11 protein-coding genes and 1 tRNA gene are annotated in these 13,036 nt (G+C 57.9%); 8 read left to right on the top strand and 4 right to left on the bottom strand.

The window, feature by feature from the left end:
* The 4 genes from yidC to rpmH all read right to left on the bottom strand — a co-directional run bounded on the left by yidC (position 1) and on the right by rpmH (position 1,889).
* The gene (yidC, locus tag ACT3UA_RS02110; RefSeq protein WP_096282906.1) at positions 1–960 is read right to left on the bottom strand and encodes a membrane protein insertase YidC; all 960 of its coding nucleotides are present in this window, start codon (positions 958–960) and stop codon (positions 1–3) included.
* On the bottom strand, positions 960–1,337 hold the full coding sequence (gene yidD / locus ACT3UA_RS02115) for a membrane protein insertion efficiency factor YidD (protein ID WP_096282907.1): 378 nt from the start codon (positions 1,335–1,337) through the stop codon (positions 960–962). The genes yidC and yidD overlap by 1 nt, the downstream gene beginning before the upstream one ends.
* Entirely contained in the window at positions 1,337–1,687 is a 351-nt protein-coding gene (gene rnpA, locus ACT3UA_RS02120) for a ribonuclease P protein component (protein WP_096282908.1), read from the bottom strand. Before rnpA ends, yidD begins: the two co-directional genes overlap by 1 nt.
* Positions 1,688–1,751: 64 nt before the next feature.
* A complete protein-coding gene (gene rpmH, locus ACT3UA_RS02125; RefSeq protein ID WP_096257183.1) occupies positions 1,752–1,889 on the bottom strand; it encodes a 50S ribosomal protein L34 in 138 nt (45 codons plus the stop codon).
* 513 nt (positions 1,890–2,402) lie between these two features.
* On the opposite strand from rpmH, the gene dnaA reads away from it, so the two are divergent.
* The 8 genes from dnaA to ACT3UA_RS02165 all read left to right on the top strand — a co-directional run bounded on the left by dnaA (position 2,403) and on the right by ACT3UA_RS02165 (position 13,008).
* Positions 2,403–3,839, top strand: a complete 1,437-nt coding sequence (dnaA, locus tag ACT3UA_RS02130; RefSeq protein ID WP_096282910.1) for a chromosomal replication initiator protein DnaA — start codon at positions 2,403–2,405, stop codon at positions 3,837–3,839.
* Positions 3,840–4,306: 467 nt separating this feature from the next.
* On the top strand, positions 4,307–5,434 hold the full coding sequence (gene dnaN, locus ACT3UA_RS02135) for a DNA polymerase III subunit beta (protein WP_096282911.1): 1,128 nt from the start codon (positions 4,307–4,309) through the stop codon (positions 5,432–5,434).
* 59 nt (positions 5,435–5,493) lie between these two features.
* On the top strand, positions 5,494–6,657 hold the full coding sequence (recF, locus tag ACT3UA_RS02140; RefSeq protein ID WP_096282999.1) for a DNA replication/repair protein RecF: 1,164 nt from the start codon (positions 5,494–5,496) through the stop codon (positions 6,655–6,657).
* Entirely contained in the window at positions 6,650–7,177 is a 528-nt protein-coding gene (locus ACT3UA_RS02145) for a DUF721 domain-containing protein (protein ID WP_444615397.1), read from the top strand. Before recF ends, ACT3UA_RS02145 begins: the two co-directional genes overlap by 8 nt.
* Positions 7,178–7,519: 342 nt before the next feature.
* A complete protein-coding gene (gene gyrB, locus ACT3UA_RS02150; protein WP_217990321.1) occupies positions 7,520–9,517 on the top strand; it encodes a DNA topoisomerase (ATP-hydrolyzing) subunit B in 1,998 nt (665 codons plus the stop codon).
* 60 nt (positions 9,518–9,577) lie between these two features.
* Positions 9,578–12,205: a DNA gyrase subunit A gene (gene gyrA / locus ACT3UA_RS02155; RefSeq protein ID WP_096282913.1), complete on the top strand. Its 2,628-nt coding sequence runs from the start codon at positions 9,578–9,580 to the stop codon at positions 12,203–12,205.
* A complete protein-coding gene (locus ACT3UA_RS02160; RefSeq protein ID WP_096282914.1) occupies positions 12,202–12,816 on the top strand; it encodes a DUF3566 domain-containing protein in 615 nt (204 codons plus the stop codon). Before gyrA ends, ACT3UA_RS02160 begins: the two co-directional genes overlap by 4 nt.
* Before the next feature lie 118 nt (positions 12,817–12,934).
* A tRNA-Ile gene (locus ACT3UA_RS02165) sits at positions 12,935–13,008 on the top strand.
* Positions 13,009–13,036 lie beyond the last annotated feature (28 nt).

Below are 13,036 nucleotides of genomic sequence, written 5' to 3' on the forward strand. Positions count from 1 at the left end.
CTACTTCTTCCGGCGATTCTTACGCTTTGGCTGCTCGCGCTGGCCCTTAGGTTCTTCGATCGCTGGGGTCTCGGACTCATCCAGCTTCTTCTGTCCCACAGGAGGCAAACCCTTGGCAGCGCGACGAGCGTTAAGTTCGCGTTCTGCTTCAGAGCCTGGAGTTGGGTTGTTGCGAATGACCCAGAACTGCTGTCCCAAGGTCCAAAGGTTCGATGCGGTCCAGTAGATCAGCACGCCAATTGGGAAGTTAATACCACCGATGCCGAAGACCAGAGGCAAGATGTACAGCATCATCTTCTGCTGCTGCATGAACGGGCCCTGCAGGGCTTCCTGGCTCATGTTCTTGGTCATCAGCTGGCGCTGGGTGAAGAACTGCGAGGCGGTCATCGCGAGGATCATGATGACAGCAACGATGATTACTGCCCAGTTGATGGCACCGGAGTTGATGGTGCCCAAGAAGGTCTCGGAAAGCGGCGCCCCGAGGATCGAGGACTGGTCGAAGCTGCGGATGTGATCTGCGGACAAGGCACCGATTGAACGGCCGTCATCGCTGGCACGGGAAGCTTCGTTAAGCACGCGGAAGAGTGCGAAGAAGAATGGCATCTGCACGAGCAGAGGCAGGCAGGAAGACAGTGGGTTGGTCTTGTGCTTCTTGAACAGCGCCTGCTGTTCTTGCACCATGGCCTGACGCGACATCTGGTCGGTCTTGCCCTTGTATTTCGCCTGGAGCTTGCGCAGGTCGGGCTGCAGCGCCTGCATCGCACGCTGGCTCTTGATCTGCTTGACGAAGACCGGAATCAGCAATGTACGGATGAGCAGAACCAGGAAGATGATGGACAAGGTCCAGGTCACTCCCGAGCCCCCGTCCATACCCATGATGGTGAACAGTTCGTGGAAGGCCCACAGGACCCACGACACGGAATACGTGAACGGAGTCAATATGGTGTCTAGAAAGTTCATTAGCGGTCAAGCTCCTTGTGGCCGCTATCCGCGGCGTCTTCATCGTCGGGAATCACAGGATGATTCAGAACTATGATCCTCGGCAGTTTACCTTCAGGCCAAATCCGTGGACCCTCCGGAACGTGGTCTACGCCTCCGTGGGAAAATGGATTGCACCTGAGAACCCGCCAGGCAGTCAAAACGATGCCTTTGACGGCACCATGCTGAGTCACCGCTTCGAGCCCATAGGCAGAACAGCTAGGAAAGTATCGGCATACATCGCCATAAATTGGCGAGATGATCTTTCGGTAGAACTTAAGAAACCCGATAAGAAGATTGCGTGGAATATCAATGATGAACCACACCGGTCCGGTTCGGAAAGCTAAGTCCTTACGCATCAGCGGACCTCTGTTTTACGAAGCACGGATGCGAAAGCAGTGTTAACCTGCGTTCGCAGCTCGTCCCAGGAGAGCTCGGCGGCTCCAGGAAGGGCACGAACGACGATATCCAGGTTTCCATCCACGCGCCTAAGCTCGTGGGCAACTTCGCGCATGCGACGTTTCGCCAGGTTCCGCTTAACCGCAATTCCCACTGCCTTGGAGACAATAAATCCAAACCGGTCCCCCACGACCCCTTCGGGGCGAGGGCGTGCATATAGCACGACGTTCCGGCGTCCGCTTCGGGCGCCGGAACGTACAGTGACTGTAAGGTCTTGCGCTAAGCGCAATCGCTGATTCTTTGGCAACATTTTTGGCCTAGACGGATCTAGTTAAGTCCATCAGAACTATGCAGCCAAAAGCTGATCCACAAATTTATGCGGAAAGCTCGGTGCGGCTCTTGCCGCGACGAGCCGAAAGGATTGCGCGACCCGCACGGGTACGCATACGAAGACGGAAACCGTGCTTCTTAGCACGACGACGGTTGTTTGGCTGAAAAGTCCGCTTGCTCACGGTGACACTCCAAGAAATTTAAGTGATGCGCCGTACCCGCTACTAGCTAGCTGGATAACAACAGGCTGACGCTCGTTCTTTATAAAATGCGTGATTTCGCGGGCTCTTCTAAAAACTGAGCAGGTCACAAAACGCACACATAGGACTGAATAACGATAGGAAAATTCGAGCCGTAGGTCAAATTGGCGCGCGGTAACAGCGTCCCTGTGAATATCAGAGCGTTACCTGTGAATAATCTACCCCAAACTTGTGGATTACGACAGCTTTCAACAAAAGGCAACTCACATTTTGGCAGGAAAAACCACGTCAAGGCGTCCCTGAAAAGCCTAGATTTCAAGGGAAAAGACGTTTTCCACAGCCAAACTGCTAACTTTTTCCACCGGACTGTGCATAACCATGTGGATAGTGGATAGAATCAATGGTGATGGCATCGCCAAAATGGCGAAAATAAAGCCCGAAATCGGGTTTTGTGTGATCAACATTGCATTAAATGATGGAAGTGGGACGCCCTTAGTGAGTAGCGACGAGACCAATAGTATTGGGAGCTCCTGGCGCCAAGTCATTCGCAAGATTGAAGACGACGATCGGGTCAAGGCCCGCCACCGTCCGTTTGTGTCCTTAGCCAAGCCCCAGGGTCTCATCGGAAGCACCCTTCTTGTTGCAGTGCCAAACGACCTCACCCGCGACATTCTGCAGACTCAACTGCGCGAGCCGCTGGATCAAGCACTGCGCGAAGTCTTCCAGGACGATATTCGTTGCGCGGTAAGCGTCGACCTGTCTTTGGCCGAAGACGTCGAACAACCGGTCGAAGAAAAACCAGCACCTGTTTCCACACCCGCCCCGGTTCCGGAGACTCCCGGCCCACGTCCACAGCCGGCGCCCCAGCCAACGCCCCCTTCGAATTCCCAAGAGTTCGGTCGCCTGAATCCGAAGTACATATTCGATACCTTCGTGATCGGCTCATCGAACCGCTTTGCGCATGCGGCCGCCGTTGCCGTTGCCGAAGCTCCTGCAAAGGCCTACAACCCGCTATTCATCTATGGCGATTCTGGCTTGGGCAAGACGCACCTACTTCATGCGATTGGGCACTACGCGCGTCACCTCTACAAGGGCATTCGTGTTCGCTACGTGAATTCCGAAGAATTCACCAACGATTTCATCAACTCCATCCGTGATGACGAGGGCGCCAGTTTCAAACAGACCTACCGCAATGTCGACATTCTGCTGATTGACGATATTCAGTTCTTGGCAAATAAGGACGCGACGCAAGAAGAGTTCTTCCACACCTTCAATGCCCTGCACAATCACAATAAACAGGTAGTGATCACCTCCGACTTGCCACCTAAGCAGCTCCAGGGCTTTGAAGATCGAATGCGTTCACGCTTCGAATGGGGTTTGCTTACCGATATCCAGCCGCCTGAACTGGAAACTCGAATTGCGATCTTGCGCAAGAAGGCGGATGCCGAGAACCTATCTGCCCCGGGCGACGTAATGGAATACATCGCTTCACGCATCTCTACTAATATTCGTGAGCTCGAGGGTGCCCTCATTCGAGTGACGGCCTTCGCCTCATTGAATAACCAGCAAGTAGACCTTGCCCTGGCCGAAACCGTTCTGAAGGATTTGATCAGCGCCGATGGTGCCCAGGAGATCACGCCCTCAACCATCATCAAGCAGACCGCCGAATACTTCGGCTTGAGCATTGATGAGCTGAACAGCAAATCACGTACTCGAACGCTGGTCACTGCACGTCAGATCGCTATGTACCTGCTGCGGGAGTTGACCGACATGTCTCTGCCAAAGATCGGTGCCGAACTCGGCGGACGTGACCATACCACCGTGATCCACGCGGATCGCAAGATACGTGAACTGATGGCCGAACGTCGTGCGATCTTCAACCAGGTGACGGAGCTGACAAACCGCATCAAACAAAGCCAGCGCGAGCACTAATTCACGAAAATCACAGCTGTGGATAAGGCTGTGGAGTACTTGGAGACAACCTGCGCATAACAAGCCCCTCGAGTGTGGACTGCGAAAAGAGTGGCACTGAGTTTCAACAGGGTGCTGGAACTGAGTGTCACTCCCAGTCACAGATTGTTCACATGCACAATTGGTTCAATCTATGGGATCGAGACGGTTATCCACAGTATCCACAGGGGTTATTAACACTACTTCCTTTAAACACTTATTCATCCAAATAACGAGTCCTCTCCCCGTACACCCGTTTTGAACGATTTTTTGTTCATAAGTTCGCTGCACTGCACACCCCGGAACCTTCTATGAAGCTTCACGGGGAAAGTCGTGGCAAGATTAAGTGGAGATATCGTGTAGCTACCTGCTCTATGCTTAAGAACTTGGCGGGAAACAAGCTTCTTGGCCTGACTTAAGACTTATGGGTTCCGAAAGGCGGATTTTTCGTGAAGTTCAGCGTTGAAAAGGATGTATTGGCAGACGCCGTTTCTTGGACCGCAAGGTCTCTAGCGCAGCGTCCACCATCTCCAGTGCTTGCTGGCATTTTGATCACTACCCATGAGGGCATCGTCCGCCTTGAGGGTTTTGATTACGAGATCTCCTCCCATATTGAAATACCTGCCGACATAGCCGAACAGGGTGAAGTGCTGGTTTCTGGCAAGCTTCTTGCGGAAATTACCCGCTCTTTGCCGAATTCAACTGTGACCCTGGAAACCGATGGCACGAAGATTACGGTCTCCTGTGGACGTTCTCGTTTCCATTTGGCAACCATGCCCGTGGATGAATACCCGACGCTTCCTGCACTTCCAGAAGTTGCGGGAACCATTAATGGACAAGCCTTCTCCGAAGCCGTATCGCAGGTCATCGTTGCTGCGTCCAAAGACGATACTCTTCCGGTTCTCACCGGCATCAAGGTAGAAATCGTAAACGATCTCATTACCTTCCTGGCTACCGACCGTTACCGCTTGGCGATGCGCGAACTGAACTGGTCCCCTAACCAGCCAGAAGTTTCTACCTCATTCTTGATCAAGGCGAAAACCTTGAGTGAAGTCGCGAAAACGCTTTCGAGCGCCGGTGATTTGAAGCTGGCTATCAGCCCCAACGGCGAAATGATTGGTTTCGAAAGCGCCAATCGCCGAACCACATCGCTGCTGATCAATGGTGACTACCCAAAGATTCGTTCGCTGTTTCCGGACAACACCCCCATCCATGCGACCGTTCGTACCAGCGATCTCATCGAAGCAGTACGCCGAGTCTCGGTGGTTGCCGAACGCAATACCCCGGTTCGCATGGCTTTCACCGACGGTCAGCTGACCCTGGATGCGGGAACCGGCGAAGATGCCCAGGCCGAAGAGGCAATCGTTGCTTCGCTTCGGGGTGAAGACATCACCGTGGCGTTCAACCCCACGTTCCTGAGCGAGGGCCTAGGCTCCTTCAACACCGACTACGTGCGCTTCTCCTTCACCAGCGCACCTAAACCTGCGATGATCACCGGTCAGAAGCAGATCGACGAAGACGATCAGGACCAGTACCGGTACCTGGTCATGCCCGTTCGATTGCCAAACTCGAACTAGCAACAACCTCGCGGTGGATGGCCTGGCCATCCACCGCTCCGCAGATTCCAGGACTCTCGGTGTATATCTCGCAGCTTTCCCTCACGAGCTTTCGCTCGTACGTGCAGGCCGACGTGCAACTTGCCCCGGGCATTAATGTGCTGGTCGGCCCCAACGGTGTGGGCAAAACTAACATTGTTGAGGCCATCGGCTATCTAGCGAATCTTTCCTCGCACCGGGTCAGCAACGATGCCCCGTTAATTCAATTCGGTTCCGAACGCGCACTGATCCGCGGAACCTTGCATCGCGGTTCCCAGACCTCCTCGCTCGAGGTGGAAATTACCAGCGGCAAGATCAACCGTGCCCGGATCAATCGGGCTAATCCGGTGCGAGCACGTGAAATTCTCGGACTCGTTCGAACGGTCCTCTTTGCTCCTGAGGACCTTGCCCTGATCAAGGGCGATCCCTCAAACCGTCGCCGCTTTCTGGACGAGATGCTCATCTCCCTGCGGCCCATCGAAGCCGGCACCAAAAACGACTACGAGCGAATCGTGAAGCAACGCAATGCGTTGCTGAAGTCGATCCGCGGGAAATCCAAGTTGAATTCCTCGCAGGAAAGTACCCTGCAGGCTTGGGACATGCAGCTTGCGAACTGCGGGGCACGCCTCATCCGTGGACGGCTGAATGTCTTGGCGCTTTTGCGTCCATACATGGAAGCCGCCTATGCGGATCTCGCCGATGGCAAGAAGCACGCCGGTGCAATCTATCGCTCCTCGCTCGAGGGAGAGACCGATGAGAATTCTCTTCCCGTCAACGATCTTGAGGGAATGGGCCAGGACGAGATTCGGGAATTATTGCTAAATTCCATCGAAGCAAACCGATCACGCGAATTGGATCGCGGAATTTCTCTCTTCGGCCCACATCGGGACGATCTGACGTTGACCTTGGGTGCGACCCCGGCGAAGGGCTATGCCTCACATGGAGAAACCTGGTCGTTTGCGCTCGCTTTGCGTTTGGCTGCCTACCGGGTCTTTGGCGATGACGATCCTCGAACCGGCTCGGGTCCGATCCTGATCCTCGATGATGTCTTTGCGGAGTTGGATGCGACTCGACGGGACAGGCTGGCTCATATTGTGTCCGGGGCCGAACAAGTTCTTGTCACGGCCGCGGTTGCAGCCGATGTCCCTGAAGCCTTGAAAGGGCATTTTTTCCAAGTCAGCCCCGGCCGGGTCAGCGATGTCTGAGGAAGAGCTCGACTCGGCTAAAGCGCTGCTCAATCGAATGCGCAAGCTTGCCGTGGAACGCGGAGAAGCGAGAATCGATGCGGCCCGAATGGAACGGGTGAAGAAACGGCAGACGGCTCGTCGCGGATTTGCCGCTCCCAAGGGCGCCGCAAGCGTGGGATCTGCCCGGGACCCGCATGCCATCGGCGAAATCGTCAACAGAATGTCCAAATCCCGTGGCTGGAATACGCAAGTTGCCGTCGGTTCGGTTCTTGGCCGGTGGGCAGAACTTGTCGGAGAAAACGTTGCGGCGCACTGCAAACCTGAATCCTTTGAAGATACGGTGGTCGTCGTGCGCTGCGACTCAACCTCTTGGGCCACTCAGTTACGCCTACTCAGCCACCAAATTTTGAAGAAAATCGATGCCGAACTCGGCCCAGGGATCGTGACCGTCATCAAGGTTCTGGGCCCCAATGCCCCGTCGTGGCGGCACGGAATGCGTTCGGTCGCCGGGCGTGGACCACGGGACACCTACGGATAAAAATGCTGGCACGGCATATGGCGCTCTAACGGACCCGGTGGCTGGCTCCCCCCTCACCGGATCGCCCTCAACGGCTCAGAGAGATGATTCTGTGGCTGCCACAGCCGATTTGAGCTTCAGGATCCCTATATATTTTGCCAAACGCGGTAGAATTAGCGGTAGTGAATGCGCGTTGTGCAGGTACGCCCTGCGCTCGTAGCACCCGACCATGATTTCTTGATACGCACCTCACTCAGGAGCGGCAGGGAATCGCGCGCCAAATTCGAGGAGTTCGTAGCACAAGTGTCTACCGAAAACGCTTCACCGCAGGAACCGGCCGAAAGCCAAGTACCCGCGGAATCGATGACTTCCAAAGTCGAACACACATATGGCGCCCAGGACATTACCGTCCTCGAAGGACTCGAAGCGGTACGCAAACGTCCGGGCATGTACATCGGTTCCACCGGTCCACGAGGCCTGCACCACCTGGTGTACGAGGTTGTCGATAACTCCGTCGATGAGGCATTGGCAGGCTACTGCGACACCATCGACATCACCTTGCAGGACGATGGTGGTGTCCGTGTCGAGGACAATGGACGTGGCATTCCCACCGACATGCACCCAACCGAAGGGAAACCTGCCGTAGAGGTCGTCATGACGATCCTGCACGCCGGCGGTAAATTCGGCGGAGGCAGCTACGCGGTTTCCGGCGGTTTGCACGGTGTGGGCATTTCCGTGGTCAACGCCCTCTCCCGCCGCGTCGATACAGTGGTGCGCCAGAAGGGCCATGCCTGGCGGATTTCCTTTGCCAACGGCGGGGTCACCACCCTGCCGCTGACCAAGGGCGAAGAAACCGACGTCACCGGCACCACCCAGACGTTCTACCCGGACCCGGAAATCTTCGAAACCGTGGAGTTCGACTTCGAAACCCTGCGTGCCCGCTTCCAGCAGATGGCGTTCCTGAATAAGGGACTGCGTATCCGCCTGACCGATGAACGCGTCGTCGAAGAGGTCGAAGCCGAGGTCGAGGAAGAGCGGGAGAACCAGGTCGTCAAGCCCCGCGTGGTCGACTACCTGTACAAGGACGGCCTGCTGGACTACGTCAAGCACCTGAATTCCGCCAAGAAGGTCGAGCTGGTGCACGAGGAGGTCATCGCCTTCGAGGCCGAAGACACTGCCCGCGGCATCAGCGTTGAAATCGCCATGCAGTGGACCAGCGCCTACTCGGAATCGGTGCATACCTACGCGAACACCATCAACACCCATGAGGGCGGTACCCACGAGGAGGGCTTCCGCGCGGCGCTGACTGGGCTGCTCAACCGCTACGCGCGTGAGAACAAGATCCTGCGCGAGAAGGACGACAACCTCTCCGGGGATGATGCCCGCGAAGGGTTGACGGCGGTGCTTTCGGTGAAGCTTTCCGAACCGCAGTTCGAAGGCCAGACGAAAACCAAGCTGGGCAACTCGATGGCCCGCGGCTTCGTCCATGGTGTGGTCAACGACGAACTGGGCGACTGGTTCGAGCGCAACCCGAATGTGGCCCGCGACATCATCCGCAAGGCCCAGCTCGCCTCCCAGGCGCGCATGGCAGCCCGCAAGGCACGCGATAATGCGCGCCGCAAGTCGCCGATGGAATCCTTCGGCATGCCCGGCAAGCTCTCGGACTGCTCCTCGAAGAACCCCGCCGAGTGCGAGGTGTTCATCGTCGAGGGTGACTCCGCAGGCGGCTCGGCCAAACGCGGACGCGACCCGCACACCCAGGCCATCCTGCCGCTGCGCGGCAAGATCCTGAACGTCGAGCGTGCCCGACTGGACCGTGCGCTGGGCAACGCCGAGGTGCAGGCGATGATCACCGCCTTCGGCACCGGCATCGGCGAAGAATTCGACATGGCCAAGCTGCGCTATCACAAGATCGTGCTGATGGCCGACGCCGACGTCGACGGCCAGCACATCACCACGCTGCTGCTGACGCTGATCTTCCGCTTCATGCGTCCGCTGATTGAACACGGCTACGTGTACCTGGCCAGCCCGCCGCTGTACCGCATCAAGTGGACCAACGCGGCCCACGAGTACGTCTTCACGGACCGCGAACGCGATGATGCCCTGGTCAAGGGCGCCGCCGCGAATAAGCGCATCCCGAAGGAAAACGGCATCCAGCGCTACAAGGGCCTGGGCGAGATGGACTACTCGGAGCTGTGGGACACCACCATGGACCCGGCCCATCGTGTTCTGCGCCAGGTGGCCATGGATGACGCGGCCGCCGCGGATGAGGTCTTCTCCGTGCTGATGGGCGAGGACGTAGAGTCCCGCCGCAACTTCATTCAGCAGAACGCCAAGGACGTGCGCTTCCTGGATATCTAACTCGCGCTCCGCGCAGCGAAACGATAACCAGTAACGAATTTTGACTTGTAAAGGGATGAAATGAGCGACGAGCAAACCCCGGGGAACGAACCGTTGGACGGGGAAATCGTGCCCGCACTTGAGGGCCACGACAAGATCGACCAGATCGATCTGCAGACCGAAATGCAGCGGTCCTACCTCGACTACGCGATGGCCGTGATCGTGGGCCGCGCGCTGCCCGACGTGCGCGATGGGCTGAAGCCGGTGCACCGCCGCGTGCTGTACGCAATGTACGACGGCGGCTACCGCCCGGACCGTTCATACAATAAGTGCGCCCGCGTGGTCGGCGAGGTCATGGGCCAGTACCACCCGCACGGCGACACCGCGATCTACGATGCGCTGGTCCGGCTGATCCAGGACTGGGTGATGCGCTATCCGCTGGCTCTGGGCCAGGGCAACTTCGGCTCTCCGGGCAACGATGGCGCCGCCGCCCAGCGTTACACGGAAACCAAGATGGCCCCGCTGGCCATGGAAATGGTCCGCGACATCAACGAAGACACCGTTGATTTCCAGGACAACTATGACGGCAAGAACCAGGAACCATCGGTGCTGCCGGCACGGTTCCCGAACCTCTTGGTCAACGGTTCCTCGGGCATTGCGGTCGGCATGGCCACCAACATTCCGCCGCATAACCTGCGCGAGGTCGCCGAGGGCGTGCAGTGGTACCTGCAGAATCCCGACGTTTCCCGCGAAGAGCTGCTTGCCGCGCTGATGCAGCGGGTCAAGGGCCCGGACTTCCCTTCCGGCGCGATGATCTTGGGCACCAAGGGCATCTCGGATGCCTACCGCACCGGCCGTGGCTCGATCACCATGCGTGCAGTGGTCAACGTCGAGGAAATCCAGGGACGCGCCTGTCTGGTGGTCACCGAACTGCCGTATATGGCGAACCCGGATAACCTCGCGGTGAAGATCGCCGAGCTGGTCCGCGACGGAAAGATCGCCGGCATCGCCGATATGCGCGACGAGACCTCGGGCCGTACCGGCCAGCGCCTGGTGATCGTGCTCAAGCGCGACGCCGTGGCCAAGGTGGTGCTGAACAACCTCTACAAGCACACCGAGCTGCAGTCGAACTTCTCCGCGAATATGCTCGCGATCGTCGACGGGGTGCCGCGCACCCTGCCGCTGGATGGCTTCATCCGCCACTGGGTGACCCACCAGATCGAAGTGATCGTGCGCCGCACCAAGTACCGGCTGAAGAAGGCCGAAGAAGAGGCCCACATCCTGCGCGGCCTGCTCAAGGCCTTGGACGCCTTGGACGAGGTGATCGCGTTGATCCGCCGCTCTTCCACCACCGAAGCGGCCCGCGACGGACTGATGGAACTGCTGGACATCGACGAGGCGCAGTCCCGTGCCATCCTCGACATGCAGCTGCGCCGGCTGGCCGCCCTGGAACGCCAGAAGATCCAGGATCGCCACGCCGAGCTGGAAACGATGATCACCGAATTCAAGGAAATCATCGGCGATCCGCAGCGCCAGCGCACCATCGTCTCAGAAGAACTTGCCGAGATCGTGGACAAGCACGGCGACGACCGCCGCACCAAGGTGCTCATGGGCTTCGACGGCGATATGAACGTCGAGGACCTGATTCCCGAAGAGGAAATGGTGGTCACCATCACCCGCGGCGGCTATGTGAAGCGCACCCGTATCGACAACTACCGTTCGCAGCAGCGCGGCGGCAAGGGCATCAAGGGCGCCAACTTGCGCGGGGATGATGTGGTGGAGCACTTCTTCGTCACCTCCACGCACAACTACCTGCTGTTCTTCACCAACCATGGCCGGGTGTACCGCACCAAGTGCTATGAATTGGCCGAAGCAGGACGTGACGCGAAGGGCCAGCACGTAGCCAACGTGATGGCCTTCCAGCCCGATGAGCACATCGCCCAGGTGCTGGATCTGCGTACCTACCAGGATGCCGAGTACCTGATGCTCGCCACCCGCAACGGCCTGGTGAAGAAGACCCGGCTGGAGGATTACGACACCAACCGCACCGCCGGGGTGATCGCCATCAACCTGCGCGAAGATGACGAATTGGTCTCCGCTCAGCTCGTTAGCGAATCAGATGACGTGATGCTCGTCTCACGCAAGGGCCAGTCGGTGCGCTTCACCGCGAACGATACGGCGCTGCGTCCGATGGGCCGCGCCACCTCCGGGGTGACCGGAATGAAGTTCCGCGAGCACGACGAACTGCTCGCCGCCGAGGTGGTCCGCGCGGACTCCTTCGTCTTCACCGTCACCAACGAGGGCTATGCGAAGCGCACCACGGTCGAAGAATATCGTGTGCAATCACGCGGTGGTTTGGGCATTAAGGTCGCCAAACTCAACGAGGAACGCGGCGAATTGGTCGGTGCGTTGATCGTTGACAACAGCGATGAGGTGCTCGTGGTGATGGCCTCGGGCAAGGTCGTCCGTTCGGCAGTTTCGCAGGTCCCTTCCAAGGGCCGCGACACCATGGGCGTGATCTTTGCGAAGCCCGATAAGAAGGACCATATTATTGCGGTTGCCAAGAACTCTGAGACGGAGCTCGAAGAGAACTTGGAGGAAGATGCCGTAACGTTGAATTCAGAAAACATGACAGATGAGTCATCTGCTGTGCCTGAAATCGCTTCGGACGCACAGAGCGATGACACCGATAACGGAGGTAACGCATGAGCACGCCCTCGACGCCTCGCCCAAGTGGCAGCGCCCCGAAGAGCGCAGCGCCGCGACCTACCCAGGTAAAGCGCCCAGCGCCAACCTCGAATGGCAACCGGCCGACCGGCGCCCGACCGGCGCCGACCGGACAGCAGCGCCCAGCTTCCGGAGCACCGCGTCCAGCCGCCGGGGCACCGCGTCCGGGAACCGGCCAGCAGCGCCCAACCCAGTCGCAGGAGCGCCTCGTCCGCCCGGCACCGAAGGCGAAGGTGCGCAAGGCGCGACTGCTAGCTTCGAAGGTTGAACCGTTCTCGGTACTCAAACTTGCCTTCCTGCTTTCGGTAGCTTTCGGTGTGATCACCGTGGTGGCATCCGTTGCTATCTGGGCACTGCTGGATTTGACCGGAACCTTCGATTCCTTCAACCAGCTGATGCGTGACGCAATCGGCGCCGAGGGAACCTTCGACCTGCGAGATGTCGTCTCGCTGGGCCAGGTGGCCTCGTACGCAACGATCATCGCGGTGATCAATGTTGTGGTGATCTCCGTGCTCTCGATGCTCGGAGCGGTGTTGTACAACATTGCTTCCTCGCTCGTTGGCGGCGTCGGAGTCACCCTCACCGACGACTAAGAACGTGCTAGTCGAGCCCGGGATTGATGCTGTGATGCATGACACCCGGGCTCGATTTGTATCTTCATGCAAACCCCGGTAAAGTTTTATTTCGTTCCGAAGGGAATGAAAAAGGTAAGGGCGTATAGCTCAGGCGGTTAGAGCGCTTCGCTGATAACGAAGAGGTCCCTGGTTCAAGTCCAGGTACGCCCACCGAATCCTTACCGACGAGAAAGAGGGT

The sequence above is a fragment of the Glutamicibacter sp. 363 genome (genome assembly GCF_052379505.1).
Taxonomy (GTDB): Bacteria; Actinomycetota; Actinomycetes; order Actinomycetales; family Micrococcaceae; genus Glutamicibacter.